General features: G+C 69.4%; 20 protein-coding genes. 10 read left to right on the top strand and 10 right to left on the bottom strand.

Features of this window, described 5'->3' with window-relative positions; all coding sequences use genetic code 11:
* The first annotated feature begins 233 nt into the window (after nt 1-233).
* From HUW53_RS06055 to HUW53_RS06075, 5 genes are all read left to right on the top strand, one after another.
* A complete protein-coding gene (locus tag HUW53_RS06055; RefSeq protein WP_237344855.1) occupies nt 234-1,493 on the top strand; it encodes an aspartate kinase in 1,260 nt (419 codons plus the stop codon).
* A gap of 88 nt (nt 1,494-1,581) precedes the next feature.
* On the top strand, nt 1,582-3,849 hold the full coding sequence (gene ptsP, locus HUW53_RS06060) for a phosphoenolpyruvate--protein phosphotransferase (RefSeq protein WP_237344856.1): 2,268 nt from the start codon (nt 1,582-1,584) through the stop codon (nt 3,847-3,849).
* A 67-nt stretch (nt 3,850-3,916) separates the two neighbouring features.
* Entirely contained in the window at nt 3,917-5,002 is a 1,086-nt protein-coding gene (gene prfA, locus HUW53_RS06065; RefSeq protein WP_237344857.1) for a peptide chain release factor 1, read from the top strand.
* Between the two features lie 57 nt (nt 5,003-5,059).
* Nucleotides 5,060-5,926, top strand: coding sequence for a peptide chain release factor N(5)-glutamine methyltransferase (gene prmC, locus HUW53_RS06070; RefSeq protein WP_237344858.1), 867 nt, complete (start codon nt 5,060-5,062; stop codon nt 5,924-5,926).
* A gap of 414 nt (nt 5,927-6,340) precedes the next feature.
* On the top strand, nt 6,341-7,507 hold the full coding sequence (locus tag HUW53_RS06075; RefSeq protein ID WP_237344859.1) for a DUF4167 domain-containing protein: 1,167 nt from the start codon (nt 6,341-6,343) through the stop codon (nt 7,505-7,507).
* Nucleotides 7,508-7,805: 298 nt separating this feature from the next.
* Here the strand turns inward: HUW53_RS06075 and coaA are convergent, their stop codons facing one another.
* The 7 genes from coaA to hisB form a co-directional block, all read right to left on the bottom strand.
* Nucleotides 7,806-8,777, bottom strand: coding sequence for a type I pantothenate kinase (coaA, locus tag HUW53_RS06080; protein WP_237344860.1), 972 nt, complete (start codon nt 8,775-8,777; stop codon nt 7,806-7,808).
* A 21-nt stretch (nt 8,778-8,798) separates the two neighbouring features.
* The gene (locus HUW53_RS06085) at nt 8,799-9,170 is read right to left on the bottom strand and encodes a phosphoribosyl-ATP diphosphatase (RefSeq protein ID WP_237344861.1); all 372 of its coding nucleotides are present in this window, start codon (nt 9,168-9,170) and stop codon (nt 8,799-8,801) included.
* Nucleotides 9,171-9,287: 117 nt separating this feature from the next.
* On the bottom strand, nt 9,288-10,064 hold the full coding sequence (gene hisF / locus HUW53_RS06090) for an imidazole glycerol phosphate synthase subunit HisF (RefSeq protein ID WP_237344862.1): 777 nt from the start codon (nt 10,062-10,064) through the stop codon (nt 9,288-9,290).
* A gap of 7 nt (nt 10,065-10,071) precedes the next feature.
* A complete protein-coding gene (gene hisA / locus HUW53_RS06095; protein WP_237344863.1) occupies nt 10,072-10,809 on the bottom strand; it encodes a 1-(5-phosphoribosyl)-5-[(5-phosphoribosylamino)methylideneamino]imidazole-4-carboxamide isomerase in 738 nt (245 codons plus the stop codon).
* Nucleotides 10,797-11,444, bottom strand: coding sequence for an imidazole glycerol phosphate synthase subunit HisH (gene hisH / locus HUW53_RS06100; protein WP_237344864.1), 648 nt, complete (start codon nt 11,442-11,444; stop codon nt 10,797-10,799). The genes hisA and hisH overlap by 13 nt, the downstream gene beginning before the upstream one ends.
* Before the next feature lie 5 nt (nt 11,445-11,449).
* Nucleotides 11,450-11,938 carry a DUF2628 domain-containing protein gene (locus tag HUW53_RS06105; RefSeq protein WP_237344865.1) on the bottom strand — a complete coding sequence of 163 codons (489 nt, stop codon included), beginning with the start codon at nt 11,936-11,938 and terminating at the stop codon, nt 11,450-11,452.
* A 21-nt stretch (nt 11,939-11,959) separates the two neighbouring features.
* A complete protein-coding gene (gene hisB, locus HUW53_RS06110) occupies nt 11,960-12,553 on the bottom strand; it encodes an imidazoleglycerol-phosphate dehydratase HisB (RefSeq protein WP_237344866.1) in 594 nt (197 codons plus the stop codon).
* Nucleotides 12,554-12,725: 172 nt separating this feature from the next.
* Here hisB and HUW53_RS06115 point away from each other — a divergent pair, with 172 nt between their 5' ends.
* The 3 genes from HUW53_RS06115 (at nt 12,726) to hslU (ending at nt 15,602) form a co-directional block, all read left to right on the top strand.
* On the top strand, nt 12,726-13,526 hold the full coding sequence (locus HUW53_RS06115) for an alpha/beta fold hydrolase (RefSeq protein ID WP_237344867.1): 801 nt from the start codon (nt 12,726-12,728) through the stop codon (nt 13,524-13,526).
* Nucleotides 13,527-13,691: 165 nt separating this feature from the next.
* Nucleotides 13,692-14,240 (top strand): ATP-dependent protease subunit HslV, encoded by a 549-nt coding sequence (gene hslV / locus HUW53_RS06120; protein ID WP_237344868.1) that lies wholly within the window; start codon nt 13,692-13,694, stop codon nt 14,238-14,240.
* Between the two features lie 51 nt (nt 14,241-14,291).
* Nucleotides 14,292-15,602: an ATP-dependent protease ATPase subunit HslU gene (gene hslU / locus HUW53_RS06125; RefSeq protein WP_237344869.1), complete on the top strand. Its 1,311-nt coding sequence runs from the start codon at nt 14,292-14,294 to the stop codon at nt 15,600-15,602.
* 84 nt (nt 15,603-15,686) lie between these two features.
* Here hslU and HUW53_RS06130 read toward each other — a convergent pair whose 3' ends face one another.
* From HUW53_RS06130 to HUW53_RS06140, 3 genes are all read right to left on the bottom strand, one after another.
* A complete protein-coding gene (locus tag HUW53_RS06130; protein ID WP_237344870.1) occupies nt 15,687-16,820 on the bottom strand; it encodes an alpha/beta hydrolase family protein in 1,134 nt (377 codons plus the stop codon).
* Nucleotides 16,821-16,917: 97 nt separating this feature from the next.
* Nucleotides 16,918-17,763 carry a sterol desaturase family protein gene (locus HUW53_RS06135; RefSeq protein ID WP_237344871.1) on the bottom strand — a complete coding sequence of 282 codons (846 nt, stop codon included), beginning with the start codon at nt 17,761-17,763 and terminating at the stop codon, nt 16,918-16,920.
* A 43-nt stretch (nt 17,764-17,806) separates the two neighbouring features.
* Nucleotides 17,807-18,061, bottom strand: a complete 255-nt coding sequence (locus HUW53_RS06140) for a cysteine rich repeat-containing protein (RefSeq protein WP_237344872.1) — start codon at nt 18,059-18,061, stop codon at nt 17,807-17,809.
* A gap of 309 nt (nt 18,062-18,370) precedes the next feature.
* On the opposite strand from HUW53_RS06140, the gene HUW53_RS06145 reads away from it, so the two are divergent.
* Nucleotides 18,371-19,084 carry a response regulator gene (locus HUW53_RS06145; RefSeq protein WP_237344873.1) on the top strand — a complete coding sequence of 238 codons (714 nt, stop codon included), beginning with the start codon at nt 18,371-18,373 and terminating at the stop codon, nt 19,082-19,084.
* Nucleotides 19,084-20,472 carry a sensor histidine kinase gene (locus tag HUW53_RS06150; RefSeq protein WP_237344874.1) on the top strand — a complete coding sequence of 463 codons (1,389 nt, stop codon included), beginning with the start codon at nt 19,084-19,086 and terminating at the stop codon, nt 20,470-20,472. Before HUW53_RS06145 ends, HUW53_RS06150 begins: the two co-directional genes overlap by 1 nt.
* Nucleotides 20,473-20,572: the final 100 nt, after the last annotated feature.

Consider the following 20,572-nt stretch of genomic DNA (forward strand, 5'->3'; position numbering starts at 1 on the left):
CTATGGAGGCGCCAGCGACCCGGCGCCCGCTCGATCCGGCGCGGACAAGGTTTTTGGGGATGGTTCCGAACGTCACGCTCTCTTCGCCGTCTTGGTGCGCTCTTTCGCGCCGTGGGACGCCGCGGCTTCGAAAATGACGCCCGGCTGAGGCCGGCGCCGGCCGAAGACCGCTTCGCGCCGCGCGCCGTTTCAAGACGTTCTCCCCGCATCCCGTGTGAAGAAAGGCGCGAGCGATGGCTCGGCTGGTGATGAAGTTCGGCGGCACCTCGGTCGCCAATATCGAGCGTATCCGCAACGTGGCGCGCCATGTGAAGCGCGAGGTGGAGGCCGGCTACCAGGTGGCGGTCGTGGTCTCGGCCATGGCCGGCAAGACCAATGAGCTGGTCGCCTGGTGCAAGGAGGCCGCGCCCCTCTACGACCCGCGCGAGTATGACGCGGTGGTGGCTTCCGGCGAGCAGGTGACCTCCGGCCTGCTGGCGCTCGCGCTGCAGCAGCTCGGTGTTCCGGCCCGCTCCTGGCAGGGCTGGCAGATCCCCCTTTATACCGACGATGCGCACGGCTCGGCCCGCATCATGGACATCGACGGCGCGCGCCTGGGCGGCGCCATCGACGGCGGAGAGGTGGCGGTCATCGCCGGCTTCCAGGGCATCCATGCCGAAACCGGCCGCCTCACCACTCTGGGCCGGGGCGGCTCCGACACCAGCGCGGTGGCCATCGCGGCCGGGCTCAAGGCCGAGCGCTGCGACATTTATACCGACGTGGACGGCGTCTACACCACCGATCCGCGGGTCGTGCCCAAGGCGCGGCGGCTCGACCGCATCGCCTTCGAGGAGATGCTGGAAATGGCGTCGCTCGGCGCCAAGGTGCTCCAGGTGCGCTCGGTGGAGCTCGCCATGGTGCACAATGTGCGCACCTTCGTGCGTTCCAGCCTCACCGACCCCGACGCGCCCGAGATGGCGAATGTGGAAAAGGCCGGCACGCTCATCTGCGACGAGGAGGAGATCGTGGCAAACCAGATGGAATCCCAGGTGGTCACCGGCATCGCCTTCTCCAAGGACGAGGCCCAGGTGTCCATCCGCCGGGTGGCCGACAAGCCCGGCATCGCGGCCTCCGTGTTCGGGCCGCTGGCGGACGCCCACATCAATGTGGACATGATCGTTCAGAACGTGTCCGCCGACGGCTTCACCGACATCACCTTCACCGTGCCCACCGCCGATTACGAGCGGGCCAAGGCAGTGATCGACGGCGCCAAGGCGGCCATCGGCCACCAGATCGTGGAAGGCGCCGCGGACGTCACCAAGGTGTCGGTGATCGGCATCGGCATGCGCTCGCACGCGGGGGTGGCGGCCAAGGCGTTTGAGGCGCTGGCGGCCAAGGGAATCAACATCCGCGCCATCACCACCTCGGAGATCAAGATCTCCTTCCTCATCGATGCGGCGTATACCGAACTTGCGGTTCGGACTCTGCATTCGCTATACGGGCTGGACAGCTGACGGCGGACGCCATGGCGCCCCTCCCGGTGCCGTTGTTCGTTGGTGGCTTTGCGGGTGTGCAACCCGCTGCAATTTAAGGATGCGGCCGATGCGTGGCGCGCTCGGCGGTCCTCGTGTGCTGCTCCGGCGTCTCCGCGAGGTGATGGCGGAGCCGGTCAGCGCGCAGGATCGTCTCGACAAGATCGTGGTGCTGATCGCCGCCAACATGGTCGCGGAGGTCTGCTCGGTCTACGTGCTGCGCGTCGATCAGACCCTGGAGCTCTATGCGACCGAGGGTCTGAACCGCGACGCGGTGCACCAGACCGTGCTCAGCGTGGACGAGGGTCTCGTCGGCCATGTGGCGCGGGAGGCCGAGTCGCTCGCGCTCTCCGACGCCCAGGCTCATCCCGAATTCTCCTACCGGCCGGAGACGGGGGAGGAGATCTACAGCTCCTTCCTCGGCGTGCCGATCCTGCGCGCGGGCAACACCCTTGGCGTGCTGGTGGTGCAGAACCGGGCCCGCCGCACCTACACCGAAGAGGAAATCGAGGCGCTCCAGACCACCGCCATGGTGCTGGCGGAGATGATCGCCTCCGGTGAGCTGACCGCGCTCGCCCGCCCCGGCGCCGAGCCGGCGGTGCGCCGCCCGCTGCATCTGAAGGGCGTCAGCCTCGCCGATGGCCTCGGCCTCGGCCATGTGGTGCTGCACGAACCGCGGGTGCGGGTCACCAACGTCATCGCCGACGATGTCCAGCGCGAGACCCATCGGCTCGACGCCGCCATCGGCAAGCTTAGGCACGCCATCGACAAGATGCTGGAGGATGACGGCCTCGCCAAGTCCGGCGAGCATCGGGACATCCTCGAAGCCTATCGCATGTTCGCCCACGACCGGGGCTGGATGCACAAGATGCGCGAGGCGGTGCTGTCCGGCCTCACCGCTGAGGGCGCGGTGGAGCGGGTGCAGTCGGACACCCGCGCCCGCATGATGCGCGCCTCCGACCCCTATCTGCGCGAGCGCCTGCACGATCTCGACGATCTCGCCAACCGGCTCCTGCGTGAGCTGCTGGGCCGCGCGCCGGGACCGGACCGGGAGGCGTTGCCGGAAAACGCCATCATCGTCGCCCGCAACATGAGCCCGGCCGCCCTTCTGGACTACGACCGGACCCGCATCCGCGGCCTGGTGCTGGAAGAGGGCGGCACCACCAGCCATGTGTCCATCGTCGCGCGCGCGCTGGGCATTGCCGCCGTGGGCCAGGTGGACAACATCACCGGCCTTGCCGATTCCGGCGATCCCATGATCGTGGACGGGCAGGCGGGCGAAGTGCATCTGCGCCCGCCGGGCGACGTGGAGGAGGCCTATGCCGAGAAGGTGCGCTTCCGTGCCCGCCGACAGGCTCAATATGCGGCCCTGCGCACCCGCCCGTCGGTGACCAAGGACGGGGTGCATGTCGCGCTCCATCTCAATGCCGGGCTGGTGGTGGACCTGCCCCATATCGCCGAGACCGGGGCGGCGGGCATCGGCCTATTCCGCACCGAGCTTCAGTTCATGATCGCCTCGGCCTTCCCGCGCATCTCGGAGCAGTTGAAGCTCTACCGCGCGGTGCTGGACGCCGCCGGCGAGCGGCCGGTGACCTTCCGCACCCTCGACATCGGCGGCGACAAGGTGCTGCCCTACATGCGCGCGGTGGAGGAGGAGAACCCGGCCCTGGGCTGGCGCGCCATCCGCCTCGGGCTTGACCGACCGGGCCTGCTGCGCAGCCAGGTGCGGGCGTTGCTGCGCGCCGGAGCGGGGCGCGACCTGCGCGTCATGTTCCCCATGGTGGCGGCGGTGGAGGAATTCGACGCCGCCCGCGCCATCGTCGAGCGCGAGTTGACGCACCTGCGCAAGCACGGCCACAGCCTGCCGGAGCGGGTGTTCGTGGGGGCCATGGTGGAGGTGCCCTCGCTGCTGTTCCAGCTCGACGAGATCCTGGCCCGCGCGGACTTCCTGTCGGTGGGCTCCAACGATCTGGTGCAGTTCCTGTTCGCCGCCGACCGCGCCAATGTGCGGGTGGCCGACCGCTTCGACCCCCTCTCCCCGGCCGCGCTGCGGGCCTTCCGCATGGTGGCGGAAGCGGGCAGCCGCGCCGGCAAGCCCATCACCCTGTGCGGCGAATTGGCCTCGCGGCCGCTGGAGGCCTTGGCTTTGGCGGCGCTGGGCTATCGCTCCTTGTCCCTGTCGCCGGCGGCGGTGGGGCCGGTCAAGGCGGCGCTGCTGGAACTGGACGTGAGCGCCGCCCGCAAGGTGCTGCTGCCGCTGCTGGAAGACCGTTCCGGGACGGCGCGGATCCGCGAATCGCTGCAGGCGTTTGCCGAGATCACGGGCGTGCCCGTGTAGCGACGGCAGCCGACGCCCCGTCCTTCCGCGATTCGCACCCCCTTCGCTCGAAAGCGCCCCCTCCGCCATGTCGTCCGTCCTGCCCCTCGCCAAGCTCGACCAATTGGTCGCGCGCCATGCGGAGATCGAAGCCGCCCTCGCCCGCGGCGCGGAGGGCGAGGAATATGTGCGGCTCGGCCGGGAGTTTTCGGAGCTCGGGCCGGTGGTGGCGCAGGTCAATGCCCTGAAAAGCGCCGAGCGCGACCTCGAAGGCGCCCGCGAGCTATTGGCCGATGCCGCCTCCGATCCGGAGATGCGCGCGCTGGCCGCCAGCGAAGTGGAGCGGCTGGAAGCCCGCATCGAGGATCTGACCCACGCCGTGCGGCTCGCGCTCCTGCCCAAGGACGCCATGGATGAGCGCGGAATCATCCTGGAGGTGCGCGCCGGCACCGGCGGTGACGAGGCCGCCCTGTTCGCCGGCGACCTTTACCGCATGTACACCCGCTATGCCGCTGAACGCGGCTGGACCGTGGAGGTGCTTTCGCAGAGCGAGGGCACCATGGGCGGCTACAAGGAAATCGTCGCCGCCATCCACGGGCGCGGCGCCTATGCGCGCCTGAAGTTCGAGAGCGGCGTGCACCGGGTGCAGCGGGTGCCGGCCACCGAGGCCGGCGGGCGCATCCATACCTCGGCCGCCACCGTCGCCGTCCTTCCGGAGGCGGAAGAGGTGGACGTGGACATCAACGAGGCCGATCTGCGGATCGATGTGTTTCGCGCCCAGGGCGCCGGTGGCCAGCATGTGAACAAGACCGAGAGCGCGGTCCGCATCACCCATCTGCCCACCAATACGGTGGTGGCGGTGCAGGACGAGCGCTCGCAGCATCGCAACAAGGCGCGCGCCATGGCGCTGCTGCGGTCCCGCCTGCTGGACGAGGAGCGCACCCGCGCCGCCGCCGGTCGCGCCGCCGAGCGCCGCGGGCAGGTGGGCTCGGGGGACCGCTCCGAGCGCATCCGCACCTATAACTTCCCACAGGGGCGGGTGACCGACCACCGCATCAACCTCACCCTCTACAAGCTGGAGGAGGTGATGGCGGGCATCGCCCTTGACGAGATCATCGCGGCCTTGCTGACCGAGCATCATGCGGCATTGCTGGCGGCCGCCGATGAGACGTAAAATGGCCTTGGATCGCAGCTACTTATGGTTGTGTCTATCGTTTCGAGTTGCTGCACGATGATCGCTGCCCCTTCGTTCACGGTCACCGCCTTCCGTCGCCAGATGGCGGCTGAACTGACGGTGTCCGGCGTCGAGGCGCCGGATCTGGAAGCGCGGCTCCTGCTGGCCCATGCCCTGCAATGGGATCGCGATGCGCTGTTCGCGCGCGGTGATGAATCCATGCCGTCCGCCGCGGCCCGGGAGGCCCAGGGGCTTCTGCTGCGCCGGATCGCCGGTGAGCCGGTGAGCCGGATCCTGGGACATCGCGAATTCTGGAGCCTCGATTTTCAGTTGTCGCCGGACACCCTGGTGCCGCGTCCGGACACCGAGGCGGTGGTGGAGGAGGCCTTGGCGCTGTTTCCGGAGCGGGGCGCGGGCCTGCGGATTCTCGATCTCGGCACCGGCTCGGGCGCCATTCTCGCGGCTTTGCTCACCGAGCGGCCGGCGGCCCTGGGGGTCGGGGTCGATCGTGCCGAGGGCGCGGCCCGCACCGCGCGCGACAATCTGGCCCATGCGCGGGTCGAGACGCGAGGCGCGGTGCTGGTGGGTGACTGGGGCGCGAGCCTGTCCGGCGGATTCGATCTCGTGGTGTCGAATCCGCCCTACATCACCCATCGCGCCATGGCGAGCTTGCCGCGGGAGGTGCGCCTGCACGACCCGGAGCTCGCCCTCGATGGGGGCGACGACGGGCTCAGCGCCTATCGCGCCATCATTGCGGACCTGCCGCGTCTGCTCGCGCGCGACGGCGCGGCGGTGCTGGAGCTCGGCGCGGGGCAGGAGGCGGCCGTGGCCGCCATCGCGGTCGAGGCGGGACTTGTGGTACCTGCGCCGGCCCGCCGGGACCTCGCGGGCATTCCGCGCGCGCTGACCGTGCGGCGGTCGTAAGGGCACTCCCGACCAAGGTGTGGGAAGGGGCCGAAAAAATTCACTTGGAACAAGGCCGGGAACTGGCTAGTGTCCTTTTCAGGAATCGAACCGCAGCATCCAAGGTAGCGGATGCGGGCTTCCGAAAGCTCAAAAAGCAGTTTCGGGTGCTGAAGGACGGCCAATGAGGTGGCGCGCGGATCTGCTGCGCTCCCGAAGGCATCCAGCGGATGATTGTTTCATGAAGGGCGCGCGTCTTGGTTTTCGAGCCAGGCGGTGTGGGGTTGGGCGGCCGCTAAGGACTCCGGAATGAGATTCCTGCGGGATGGAGCTCGATAAGCGGACGAATCCGGAACCTTAATCGACATGAGTGTGCGCGAGCACCCGAAGCAGGCGGGGCTCGTTGAAGACGACGTTCATCACCTGCGGTGAAAGATGCGGACGCTGCCGCCGATTTTCGCACACCACGATTTTCGGACACGCCGGGATCATCACATCCACGGTGACGCGCGCCGACACTGGGGCGGTTTTCACGCCGCGCGAATAGAGAAGATCCAGATGAGAAATGGTCAGCAAAAGCGCATGCGCGGCCGAAATAACCGCCGCGGCTCTAATCCCTTGACGCGGGTCTACGAGTCCAACGGTCCGGACGTGAAGGTGCGCGGTACTGCTCATCATATCACCGAGAAGTACCAGCAGCTCGCCCGTGATGCCCAGTCGTCGGGCGATCCGGTGGCTGCGGAAAACTATCTCCAGCACGCTGAACATTATCTGCGCCTCATCGCCTCCCTCCAGGGTCAGTTCACGCCGCAGCTCGGCTTCGGCCGGGATGACGATATGGACGACGAGGACATGGACGATGTGGGCGGGCTCGACGCCCCCCAGCCGTTTTCGCGTCAGGAGCAATATGCGCCGCGCGAGACGCGGGAGCCTCGCGAAGCGCGCGAGGCCAGGGACGGGCGGGAGCAGCGGGAGAGCCGGGAGCCGCGCGAGCCAAGGGACACGCGCGAGCCAAGGGAGGCTCGGGAGCCGAGGGACACTCGGGAGTCGCGAGACTCGCGTGAGCCGAGGGACACGCGCGAATCAAGGGACACGCGTGAGCCTCGTGAAGGTCGCGAGCCGCGTGAAGCGCGTGAGCCGAGGGCCGAGGGCCGGACGAGCCGGGAAGGCCGCAATTTTCGGCGCACCCGCGAGGAAGAGGGCGCCGAGCCGCGCGAATATCGCGCGAGCCGCACCCCGCGCGAGGACGCCGGCGAGGGCGCCGGCTATGCGCCGGCTCCTGCGCCGCGCCCCGCGCGGAGCAGCCGGAGCCGCGACGAGGCCGAGGCGGCCCCCCGCGCGCCCCGTGCCGAGCGCGCGGAAGAGGATCATGATATCGGCCTGCCGGCTTTCATCACTGGCACCCCCGCGGTGACCAAGGAGGTTCGGGTCGAGCCGAAGGCGGAGGGCGAGGAGCCCATGGCGGCCGACGACGCGACGGATGCTGGCGACGGGCGTGTGACGCGCCGCCGCCGCCGTTTCCGCACCCGTGCCGAGCGCGCGGAGGAGACGGGGGCGGGAGACGCCCCGGCGCCGGAGCAGCAGGTGTTGTTCGGCGAGTGAGCGCCAGCAGCGCCGGTTGGCGCGCGGTTTGATGATTGTCATGTGTCGATGCCCGGGGCTTGCCCCGGGCATTTTTATTGCGAGATCCGCAGGCGGCAGTCTCGGGCTTTCCACCATCCGTTTGATCCAGGCGCCCGAGCGCCATCGCCGCCGCGGACTGTGGGGCGATGGTGAAAAGGTGCGCCGCCGGCAGATCCGCTCAAGCCATGCGCGCAACCGCGCATCGTGATCTTGCGCCCGCTCTTGCAGGGAACACGCGGCTGGAAAACCGCTGCGGTTCCAGGAAAAACAAGCGGCCCTACAGGCGGCGCAGGCTGACTTCGGCCACCTCGTGGTCTCCCGCCTTGCGCAGGATAAGGTCGGCGCGCTGGCGGGTGGGCAGGATGTTGTCCTTGAGGTTGGGCAGGTTGATGGTGCGCCAGATGGACAGCGCCCGTTCGCGCGCGCCCTCGTCGGTGAGCTGCGAATAGCGGTGGAAATAGGACAGGGGATCGCGGAAGGCGGTGGCGCGCAGGCGCATGAAGCGCGAGACGTACCAGTCCTCCAGAACCTCTTCCTCGGCATCGATGTAGATCGAGAAGTCGAAAAAGTCCGAGACGAAGGGAATCGCCTTGCTGTCCTTGGGCGGACGGGTGGTCTGCAGCACGTTCAGCCCCTCGACGATGAGAATGTCGGGGCGCTCCACCTCCACCACCTGGTCCGGCATCACGTCGTAGAAAAAGTGGGAATAGAGCGGCGCCCGCACCTGCCGGCGCCCGGCCTTGATGTCGGTGAGAAAGCGCAGCAGCAGCGGCAGATCATAGCTCTCCGGGAAGCCCTTCTTGTCCATCAGTCCCTCGCGCTTCAACACCGCGTTGGGGAAGAGGAAGCCGTCGGTGGTCACAAGGTCCACCTTGGGGGTATTGGGCCAGCGGGCGAGCAGCGCCTGCAACACGCGGGCGGTGGTGGACTTGCCCACCGCCACCGAGCCGGCGATGCCGATGATGTAGGGCATCTTGCCCTCGCCCTCGCGCTCGGTGTCCTTCTGGTCGAGGAAGTAGCTCATGGCGCGGAACAGCTTCTGCGTCGCCGCCACATAGAGCGAGAGCAGGCGCGAGAGCGGAAGGTAGATTTCCTCCACCTCGCCGATGGAGAGGTGGGCGTTGATGCCTTCCAGGCGCGCGATGTCGTCGGGCCGCAAGGTCATGGGCGTGTCGCGCCGCAGCGCGGCCCATCCATCGCGCGAGAAGGTGCGATAGGGAGAGAGGCTGGAGTCGATCCGGCGGTCCATCTGGGGCCTCGCTCCGGTGTGTCAGCTCTGGGGCCGGCTGGCTTTTTCCGCAAGGCCGGATTGTCCGGTGCGCCGGGCAAGCTCGGCCTGGATCTCGCTCAAGGCCACACCCCGCGCCCGCAGCACCACCATGAGGTGGTAAAGGAGATCGGAGGTCTCGGACACCAGCTCCTCCCGCGAGCCGGAGACCGCCGCGATCACGCTTTCCACCGCCTCTTCCCCGAGCTTCTGGGCGCATTTGGCGACGCCCTTGTCGAGCAAGGAGCGGGTGTAGGAGGCGCCGGCATCGGCGCCCGCGCGCGCGGCGATGATGGCTTCGAGGTCGGCGAGGGTGAAGGCATCGCCGGCGGCGGTGTCACGGGTAAAGGTTTCGCTGGTGAACGGCTCGCTCATGGGGCACCCGGCGGTTCCCCGCCGCAGGTGCGGACGGGTGGGAAGAGGCGCGAACGACCCACGCGGCGCGGCGTGGGGGCGGCAACGGCGGGAGCGCCACGACGCGGTCGCGGTCGATCACACATCCAGGCGGACCGGCAGGCCGGCATCGGCGAGGCACATCTTGGCTTCGCGGATGGTGAAGGTGCCGAAATGGAAGATGGAGGCGGCCAGCACCGCCGAGGCCCCGCCTTCGCGGATGCCGTCCACCAGATGCTCGAGCGTGCCCACCCCGCCGGAGGCGATGACCGGCACATGCACCGCGTCCGAAACCGCGCGGGTGAGGGCGCAGTCGAAGCCGAGGCCGGTGCCGTCGCGGTCCATGGAGGTGAGCAGGATCTCGCCGGCCCCCAGGTCCACGACCTCGCGGGCATAATGGATGGCGTCGATGCCGGTGGGCTTGCGCCCGCCATGGGTGAAGATCTCCCAGCGGTCAGCCTCGCCGGGGGCGGACACCTTCTTGGCGTCGATGGCGACCACGATGCATTGCTCGCCGAATTTCTCCGCCGCCTCGCCCACGAAGGCGCGGCGGTTCACGGCGGCGGTGTTGATCGAGACCTTGTCGGCGCCCGCGTGGAGCAGGGTGCGCACGTCGTCCACGGTGCGCACGCCGCCGCCGACCGTGAGCGGCATGAAGCATTGCTCGGCGGTGCGCTGCACCACGTCGAGGATGGTGCCCCGGTTCTCGTGGCTGGCGGTGATGTCGAGGAAGGTCAGTTCGTCGGCACCCGCGGCGTCATAGGCGCGGGCGGCCTCCACCGGGTCGCCGGCGTCGCGCAGGTCCACGAACTGGACACCCTTCACCACGCGACCGTCCTTCACGTCGAGGCAGGGGATGACCCGGACTTTCAGCATGGCACACCTACCGTCCGGCCACCAGGGCCAGCGCCTCGCGGGGGTCGAGCCGGCCGTCGTAGAGGGCGCGGCCGGTGATGGCGCCTTCGAGCTTTAGTGCCCGCGGCTCCAGCATCGCCTCGATGTCCTTGAGCGAGGCGAGCCCGCCGGAGGCGATGACCGGGATCGAGACCGCATCGGCGAGCGCGATGGTGGCTTCCAGGTTCAGGCCCTTCAAAAGGCCGTCGCGGGCGATGTCGGTGTAGATGAGGGCGGACACGCCCGCATCCTCGAAGCGCCGGGCGATGTCCACCGCCGGCAGGTCCGAGGTCTCGGCCCAGCCCTGCACCGCGACCTGTCCGTCGCGGGCGTCGAGGCCCACCGCGACGCGGCCCGGATGGGCCTTGGCGGCGGCCTTCACGAAGTCGGGATCGCGCACCGCGGCGGTGCCGAGGATGACGCGGGTGACGCCCTTCCCCAGCCAGGCGTCCACGGTCGCCATGTCGCGGATGCCGCCACCGAGCTGCACCGGGATCGAAACCGTCTCCAGGATCCGTTCCACGGCGGCGGCGTTCACCGGCTTGCCGGCGAAGGCGCCGTTGAGGTCCACCAGATGGAGATAGCGGAAGCCGAGGGTTTCGAACTCCCCGGCCTGGGCGGCGGGGTCGTGGTTGAACACGGTGGCGCGCGCCATGTCGCCCTGTTCGAGGCGAACGGCGAGGCCGTCCTTCAGATCGATGGCCGGAAAAAGGATCACGGATGCCACTTCAGGAAATTCGCGAGCAGGGCCAGACCGAGGGTCTGGCTCTTTTCGGGGTGGAACTGGGTGCCGGCCACGTTGTCGCGGGCGACCATGGCGGTGATGGTTCCGCCATAGTCGGTGGTGGCGACGAGGTCGAGCCCGTCGGCCGGTTTCATGTGGTAGGAATGCACGAAATAGGCGTTGAGCCCACTTTCCCCGGTGCGGATGCCCGCGAGCAGCGGATGTTCGCGCGCCGGGTTCAGCGTGTTCCAGCCCATGTGCGGGATCTTGAGGTGCGGATCGGCGGGCGTGATGCGATCCACCTCGCCCCGGATCCAGCCGAGGCCCTGCGTGACCTTGTGTTCCAGGCCGCGCTCGGCCAGGAGCTGGGCGCCGACGCAGATGCCGAGGAAGGGCCGGCCCTTCTCCTTCACCGCCTCGGTCATGGCCTCCACCATGCCGGGCACGGCATCGAGGCCGGCGCGGCAATCGGCGAAGGCGCCGACGCCGGGCAGCACCACCCGGTCGGCGGCGCGCACCACATCCGGGTCGCTGGTGACGATCACGGTCTCGTGGCCGAGGCTCTGGGCCGCCCGCTCCATGGCCTTGGCGGCCGAATGCAGGTTGCCGGAATTGTAATCGATGATGGCGACGGTCATGGACTTCAGTGTCCCGGAAAGGTGCCGATGACGGACGACACCGCCGCCAGCCCGGCCGTCTCCGCCCGCGGCGCGGGGCGCGGGGCGAGGGCTTCCGGCGGTGCCGGGCGACGCGGCGTCCAGGCCGCGAAGAAGCGCTGTTCGGCGAGATCCCGCTTCGGTGCGATGACCACGCCCTCCTCCACATAGCCGCCGCGGGCGAGCTTGCGCGCGCGCAGCGCCGGCAGATCGAAGGCGATGAGCAGGCTGAAGCCGATCATCACCACCTCGACGCTCGCGGCAGGGGCGCCGGCCACGGACAAGGCGACCGCCATCAGCAGCGACACCGCCACATAGGCGGCGAACACCATCCACAGCCGATGATAAAGCAGCACCAGGGGCGTGAACAGAAGCGCAAGCCACGAGAAGGCCTCGCGCACGAACACGACGCGCCCTTCCGCTGCCGCCACGGTATCGCCGGGGCGGGTGCGGGAGAAGACCGTGAAGGTCGCCATGATGTGCTCCCGTCCGTTCGTTCAGCTACCCAGCGCGCCCTTGGTGGAGGGGATCTCCCCCGCTGCCGCCGGATCGATGGCCACCGCCGCCCGCAGTACCCGGGCGAGGCCCTTGAAGCAACTCTCGGAGATGTGGTGCGCATTGAGCCCGTACAGGGTCTCCACATGCAGCGTCACGCCCGCATTCATGGTGAAGGCCTGGAAGAACTCGCGCACCAGCTCGGTGTCGAAGGTGCCGATCTTGGCCACTGGAAATTCGGTGCGGAACACCAGGAACGGCCGTCCCGAGACATCGATGGCGACGCGGGTCAGGGTCTCGTCCATGGGCATGAGGCAGTCGGCATAGCGGGTGATGCCGCGCAGGTCGCCCAGCGCCTTCTTCACCGCCTGGCCGAGCACGATGCCCACGTCCTCGGTGGTGTGATGGAAATCGATGTGGAGATCGCCCTTGGCCTTTATCGACAGGTCGAAGCGGGCATGACGCGCGATGGCATCCAGCATATGGTCCAGGAACCCGATGCCGGTGGAAATGTCCGATTTCCCCGTCCCGTCGAGATCGACGGAAACGGAGATCTGCGTCTCCTTCGTCTCGCGAACGATATCTGCCTTGCGCATGACCGCCTCTGGTCCACCTTCAGGAGGCTGCTGGAACCTCTCCAAGGCAGCGGGTTCTAGCAGCATCCCTGCTGCAACGCCATATGGCGATGAGATGACGCGGCCCCGGCGCGGCCGAAGCGCGCGGGGCGTGCCGGATGGTCCCCCCTGAGTGTAGCAAACGGGAGCCGTGATGCCGACCACGTCCAATGACGATATCGTTCTCGATTATCAGGTGAGCGGCGAGGGGCCGCCCGTGCTCCTCATCTCCGGCCTGTCGGCGCAGCGGCCCTTCTGGGGGCTTACCCGGCCGCTCCTGTCCGGCTTCACCCTGGTCGAGTTCGACAACCGCGACATCGGCAAGAGCGGGCAGGCCCGCGGCCCTTACACGGTGGCCGACATGGCGCGCGACGCGCTGGCGGTGCTCGATGCCGCCGGCATCGGCAAGGCCCATGTGGTGGGCCACTCCATGGGCGGGGCCATCGCCCAGGAATTGGCCATCGCCGCGCCCGGCCGGGTTGACCGGCTGGTGCTCGCCAACAGCTTCGCCCGGCAGAATCTTTATACGCGCGGCATCATGCGCCTGTTCGCCGACCTGCGCCGGCATGTCGCCGACGAATTGGTGTTCGGCGCCGGCCTCACCAGCTTCGTGCTCGGGGAGGAGTTCTTGCGGCGCAACGACCTTTATGCCGTGGTGCAGGCCTCCCTTGACGCCGGCCTCGACCAGCCCAAGGCGGCGTTCCTGCGCCAGCTGGAGGCCTGCGTGGCCTCGGATACGCTGGACCGCCTGCACGACATCAAGGCGCCGACGCTGGTGGTGTATTCCGACGGCGACCGGCTGTTCTCCCCGGCCATGGCGCGGGAGCTGGCGTCGGGCATCCCGGCCGGCGCCGACCTCGACGAGATCGTGGACAGCGGCCATTGTCCGATGGTGGAGCAGCCCCAGGCGTTCGCGCAGGTGGTGCGGCGCTTCCTCGGGGCCGGGGGGCGCTGAGGCGCCTTTCCGTCGCCGTGTTGCGTTCGCGCATTGCATGGGCGCGCGAACGACATAAGTAACGGCAGGAGTCAGCCCCGCGGGTGGAGCCCACCCGCGGGAGATCACGCGCCGCGCCCCGTTTCCCCGCCGCGGGGGGAGGGCGCGGCCCGAGCGGAGCGCTTGATGCATTCTTCCCCGGATACCATTTACGGCACTACCATCGTTTCCATCCGCAAGGGCGGCAAGGTCGCCATCGCCGGCGACGGGCAGGTGACGCTCGGCAATACCGTGCTGAAATCCAACGCCCGCAAGGTGCGGCGACTGGGCCGGGGCGACGTGATCGGGGGCTTCGCCGGTGCCACCGCCGATGCCTTCACCTTGTTCGAGCGCCTGGAAGGGAAGCTGGAGCAGTATCCCGGCCAGCTCCAGCGGGCCGCCGTGGAACTGGCCAAGGACTGGCGCACCGATCGCTACCTGCGCCGGCTGGAGGCCATGATGATCGTGGCCGACGCCGCCGTGACGCTGGTCCTCACCGGCACCGGCGACGTGCTGGAGCCGGAAGCCGGAGTGGCCGGCATCGGTTCGGGCGGGTCCTATGCGCTGGCCGCGGCGCGGGCGCTGCTGGACCACCAGGACGACCCCGAGGCGATCGCCCGGCGGGCGCTCGAGATCGCCGCCGACATCTGCATCTACACCAACCGGAACATCGTCATCGAGACCATCGGCGCCTGAGGGCCGCCGGGTTTCGATGCCACACGCCCCGTTACGGAAGCAAGACCTGACATGAGCAGCGACTTTTCCCCCCGCGAGATCGTTTCCGAGCTTGATCGCCACATCGTCGGCCAGGCCAATGCCAAGCGGGCGGTGGCCATTGCCCTGCGCAACCGCTGGCGCCGGCTGAAGCTGGACGACAAGCTGCGCGAGGAGGTTCTGCCCAAGAACATCCTGATGATCGGCCCCACCGGGGTCGGCAAGACCGAGATTTCCCGTCGCCTCGCCAAGCTCGCCGGGGCGCCGTTCCTGAAGGTGGAGGCCACCAAGTTCACGGAAGTGGGCTATGTGGGCCGCGACGTGGAACAGATCGTGCGCGACCTCGTGGAGGTCGGCATCGGCATCGTGCGCGAGGTCAAGCGCAAGGACGTGCAGGCCAAGGCTCATCTGGCCGCCGAAGGCCGGGTGCTCGACGCCCTGGTGGGGGTGAATGCCTCCCCCGCCACCCGCGACGCGTTCAGGAAGCGCCTGCGCGCCGGCGAGTTGGACGACAAGGAAGTGGAGGTCGAGGTGCAGGCCGGCGGCGGCGGGATGCCGTTGTTCGAGCTGCCGGGCATGCCGGGGGCGCAGATGGGCGCCGTCTCGCTCGGCGACATGCTGGGCAAGGCCTTCGGCGGGCGCACCAAGACCCGCCGGGTGAGCGTGAAGGAAGCCCATCCCCTCCTGCTCACCGAGGAGGCCGACAAGCTCATCGACCAGGAGGCCACCGTTCAGGACGCCATCCACGCGGTGGAGAACAACGGCATCGTGTTCCTGGACGAGATCGACAAGATCGCCGGGCGCGAGGGCCGCTCGGGGGCCGACGTCTCCCGCGAGGGCGTGCAGCGCGACCTGCTGCCGCTCATCGAGGGCACCACCGTATCCACCAAGCACGGGCCGGTGAAGACCGATCACATTCTGTTCATCGCCTCCGGCGCCTTCCACGTGTCGAAGCCCTCGGACCTGCTGCCCGAGCTGCAGGGCCGCCTGCCGATCCGGGTCGAGCTGGAGGCGCTCACCCGTGCCGATTTCGTGCGCATCCTCACCGAGACCGAGGCCAGCCTCGTCAAGCAGTCGGTGGCGCTGATGGCCACCGAGGGCGTCGCCCTCACGGTCACCCCCGAGGCCGTGGAGGCCATCGCCGACGCGGCGGTGGAGGTGAATTCCAGCGTGGAGAACATCGGCGCCCGCCGGCTCCAGACCGTGATCGAACGGGTTCTGGACGACCTCTCCTTCACCGCTCCCGACCGCTCCGGCGAGGCGGTGGTGATCGACGCGGAATATGTGCGTTCGCGGGTCGCGGATCTGGCCAAGAACGCCGACCTGAGCCGCTTCATCCTCTGAACGGCGCAGGTTCTTGCGCAGGTTCTTCCGCGGGTCCTTGACCGCGGTTCATGGGACCTGTCGCCGGATCCCCGCGGCGGCGCCTCAGCCGCCCTCAGCCGCGGCCATGATGTGTGACACGGCGGGAATCACCTGGGCGCGCATGGCCCGCCCGTAGAACAAGGCGAAGTGCCCCGCCTTGGGGACCACCAGCCGGGCTCGCTTCGCCTCCGGGATATTGGGGCACAGGTCATGCGCCGCCTCGGTCTGGCAGAGGGCGGAGATGTCGTCCTCCGCCCCCTCGACGGTGAGGAGGGCGGTCTGCCGCAGTGCCGCCGGGTCCACGCGGTGCCCCGCCACCTCAAGGGTGCCCTGCACCAGGGCGTTGGCCTGGAAGATCGTGGCCACGTTCTCTATGAAGAACTCGCCCGGCACGTCCATGAGCGTCCAGCACAGCCGCGCCAGGGGAAAGCGGAACGGGTCGTCGCCCTCGTCGAAGGCAAGCTGGAGCGGCAGCCGCCCGCCGGTCATGCTCTGGCGCCAGAGGTAGAGAGCGAAGGTGTCGGTCTGCCGCCAGGCCGGGAATACCAGCCGCCCGGCACCGGGAAAGCGCTCCGCCACCGGCTCGATCACCTGCCGCTCCAGGGCTTCCAGCGTGCGCCCCTGGAGCATCCGCCACAGGCGCGTGGGATTGCGCGAGGGGTCGATGGGGCCGCCGATGAGGGTGAGGCTGGCCGGTGCAAGCCCGGCCTGCGCGAGCAGCGCCGCGCCCACCAGGGCCGGAACCGAGCCCTGACAGACGCCCACCACATGGGTCGAGCCCGCCTCTTCGGAGAGGGCGCGAATCATCTGCGCGGTCTCGATGCAATTGTCGACGAAGCTGAACGGGCCGGCGGAAACGGGCACATAGCGGGCGTCCGGCCAGTCGGTGATGGCGACCTCGTCGGCGATGGCGAGCAGGGACACCACCAGGTCACGCATGAGGAAGGGGAAGCCGCCGGCGAGCGGCGATACCACCAGCACCCGCCGCCCGGTCGGGGGCGGCGCGCCCTCGCCCGTCCGCTTGAAGCTGCGCAGCATTCCGTAGGGTAGGTGGGCGCGGACCGTGTCGGACACGGCAAAGTCGGTCGTGGTCGTTGAAATGTGGTCGATGCCGAAGGGGCGGAACGCATCCTCGTCGAGGCACCGGTCGGGAGCCGGGGCGCCGGGCGCGAGGGGGCGATGATCGTCGAGCCACATGACCCACTCCTAAGGCATCTGGCTCGATCGTAGCAGGGGGCGGGGGGCGTCCGCGAGGGGGTGTGATGTCCCAATGGCATCGGGGTGGCGCCTTGGCTCACGACGGCGGCCCGAACAGGGCGCTCAGGCGGGCCCTGGAGCCCCGTGCGTCCCGGACCGCGCGCAACAGGGGCACCCAGCCGACCATCGCGACGGCGAGCGGGTTGACGCCGGGCGCACCGCCGGCGAGGCCGAAAACAAGGGCCTCGTCTCGCGGCGCCTCCGCGAAGGTGCCGAACAGGCGGTCGAACACGATCAGCACGCCGCCGAAGTTCCGATCCAGGCAGGCCCGGTTCGAGGCATGGTGCACCAGATGATGGCGCGGCGTGTTCAACACCCATTCCAGTGGCCCGAGGTGGGGCGGGTGCGCGAGATGCAGGGCGAATTGATAGGCGAGGCCGAGGCCCAGCATGCCGAACACGGCGAAGGGTGAAAAACCAAGCGCGACCAGGGGCAGGTAGAACACGATGCCGCCGGTGAGCGGCCCGCCCCAGCCGAGCCGCACCGCCGCCGTCAGGTTGATGCGGCGCGCGGAGTGGTGCACCGCATGGGTCGCCCACAGCCAGCGGACCTTATGCATGGCGCGGTGGTGGATGTAATAGGCAAGGTCCACCGCCACGAACAGCACCGCGACCATCCATGGGCCGTCGATCCTGATGTCGAGCAGGCGGTGGTCGGCGACGAACAGAACGGGCACCGCCACGAGGCCGGCGGTGAGGACGCCGATGGCCTTGTGGCCCAGGGCCACCAGCAGCGAGGCGGCGGTTTCCGCCCCATCGTGGCCGGGTCCGCCGCTGATGCGGAGATACAGGGCCTCGGCCAGCATCAGCAGCAGCGCCAGGCCGGCGAGCATGAGTCCGGCGCCCGAGGCCTCGGCCGGGGCGGCCGTCAAGAGGGCCATCATGTTGAATCTCTCCCTGTGCGGCCGCCGCCCCCGGCCGCCGTTCCTATTTCTGGCGGGCCTGCGCGGCGGCGGCCATGGCGCTCTTGCAGGCCGGCGAGATCTGCTCGGATTTTTCCATGAGGCATTGCTTGATGCGTCCGCCGCCCGGCTGCACGCCGGCGCACAGGGTCTTCACGTCGGCGCCGCAGGCCTTCTGGAGGTCTGCCAGCGACTGGGCGAAGGACGGCGCGGCCAGCAGCAGAGCGCCAATGGCGCAGATGGTGGCAAGGGTCGGACGGAGGGGACGGATTCGAGCCATGGACGGTCTCCTGTCTGGAAGGGAAAGGGCGGCATGCCCCAGCGGCTGACGCTGACCGAGCCGGAGAGCGGGGGACGCTGTTGCCCGCCGGAGCCGGAACGTTTCCGGGCGTGGCCCGGAGCGATGGCGGCGCGCGGGGTGGTGCGATTTATGGCAGCCTCCTTCGGCGGCGAAGGGCCGGTTGCGATGGTTCGACTGTGGGCGGCGCCGTTTACGACCTGATTGCGCGGCCTGTGCCGCATGTAACTTTTTGTAACGGGCGGGGGCCTTTGCATTGATGCCGGCCGCCTTCGCCGCGACACTGGAGCCATGCCGCAGCAACGCACCCTTCTCCTGGTGGAGGACGACCGGGAAATCCGCTCCCTTCTCGCCGATTTCCTCGGGCGGGAGGGGTATCGGGTGCTGGCCGCCGGGGACGGCATCGCCATGGACCGCCTGCTGCACGTCGCGCGGCCCGACCTGGTGGTGCTGGACCTGATGCTGCCGGGGGAAGACGGCCTGTCCATCTGCCGGCGCCTCCGCTCCCGCGGGGGCCTTCCGATCCTCATGCTCACCGCCAAGGGCGATGACGTGGACCGCATCGTCGGCCTGGAAATGGGCGCGGACGACTATCTGCCGAAGCCGTTCAACCCGCGCGAGTTGCTCGCCCGCATCCGCGCCGTGCTGCGGCGCGCGGACGGCCAGGGTGTGCCGGACCTCAACCGGCGCCTGGCGTTTGCAAGCTTCGTGGCCGATCTCGATGCTCGCGGCCTCGCCCATGCCGGCGGCGCCCCGGTGGAGCTCACGTCCGCCGAATTCGATCTGCTGACCTGCTTCCTGGAGCGCTCCAAGCGGGTGCTGTCCCGCGAGCAGCTCCTGGACTGGACCCGCGGCCGCAGCGCCGATCCCTTCGACCGAACCATCGACGTCTCGGTGAGCCGGCTGCGGCGCAAGCTCGCGGCGGTCGATCCCGAAGCGTCGGGCTTCATCAAGACCGTGCGCAACGGCGGCTATCTGTTCGCGCCGGACGTGCGCGCCCTGTGATGGGACGGCATCGCTTCGGCATCGCGGCGCGGCTGGCGCTCATCCTGGTCGGCGCCCTGGCTTTGGCGCAGCTTCTCATGCTGGCGGCCTACATGGCGGAGCGCCGCCGGGCCGAGGAGGCCCGGTTCACCATCGTGCCGCTGATGGTGCAGATCGCCGCCGTGGTGCGGCTGGCGGACGCGGTCGACCCCGCTCAGCGCGCGCTGGCGCTGGCGGCGGCCACCAGCACCGGCTTCATTCCCCGTTATCTGCCCGCCGTCCCCGAGATCGGTTCCCCGCCCGTCTTGGCGCCGCTGGCGCAGCGGCTCCAGGGCCTGCTTGGGGACGACCGGACGGTGATGGTGGCCATGCTGACCGCGGAGACGCGGGGCGAGCAGGCGGTGGAGAGGCTGCGAGACCTGTCCGGGGCGCGGCTGCGGGTCGTGGTGCCGCTGAAGCACGGCGGCGCGCTGGAGGTGACAGCGGGGGGCGACCTGGTGGTGCGGCTGCTCGGCCTTCCGGTGGGGCTGCTGGCGGGCGTGCTCGGCTTTCTGGTGGCGTTCGTCGCGCTGCTGGCGGTGCGACGGGAGATCCGCCCATTGTCCGACCTCGCCGCCGTGGTGGAGCGCTTCGGCGCCGATCTGGAACCGCAGGAGGTGGCGGAGCGCGGTGCCCCCGAGGTGCGCGCCGTCACGCGCGCCGTGAACACCATGCAGGCCCGCATTTCCGAGCTGGTGCGCGCGCGGGCGCTGGTGCTCGGCGCCATCAGCCACGACCTGAAGACCTATCTCACGCGGCTGCGGTTGCGGCTGGAGCTTCTGGGGGAGGCGCCGCAGGTCATGAAGGCCAAGGCCGACCTGGACGACATGGAGGCGCTGGTGAACGACGCCTTGTCCTATGCGCGCGCGGCCTTCTCGGGCGCGCACGCGGAGCCGGTGGATCTCGCGTGGCTGGCGCGGGCCGAGCACGACGCCCGCCTTGCCCAGGGGGCAAAGGTGACGCTCGCGGGCGCCGACACGCCCCATCCGGTGCTCGGCGCGCCGGGAGCGCTGGCGCGGGTTCTCGCCAATCTGGCGGGCAATGCGCTGGCCTATGGCGGCTGCGCCGACATGGCCCTGGCGGCGCGCGCCGACGAGGTCGAACTCCGTGTCGAGGATCGCGGCCCCGGCATTCCGCCGGCCGCGCGCGCCGCCGTGTTCGAGCCGTTCTACCGCCTGGAGCCCTCGCGCAACCGGGAGCGGGGCGGGGCGGGCCTCGGCCTCACCATCGTGCGCCAGATCGTGGAGGCCCACGGCGGTCGCGTCGAGATTTCGGACCGGCCCGGTGGCGGTGCGCGCGTGAGCGTGGTGCTGCCGCGGCACCTGCCGGAAGCGGGCGGGTCGGCGCGGGCGGAGCCGCCGCCGCGCTGAGCGCCCAGGCCGAGGCAAAGGCTCAGGCGTCAGTGTTCAGCGCCAGACGGCCCAGGGCAATTTCGCGAAAAACCCTGTTTCACTCCCATCACGCTCCCGT

The organism is Xanthobacter agilis (assembly GCF_021730435.1).
In the GTDB taxonomy this organism is placed as follows: domain Bacteria; phylum Pseudomonadota; class Alphaproteobacteria; order Rhizobiales; family Xanthobacteraceae; genus Xanthobacter; species Xanthobacter agilis.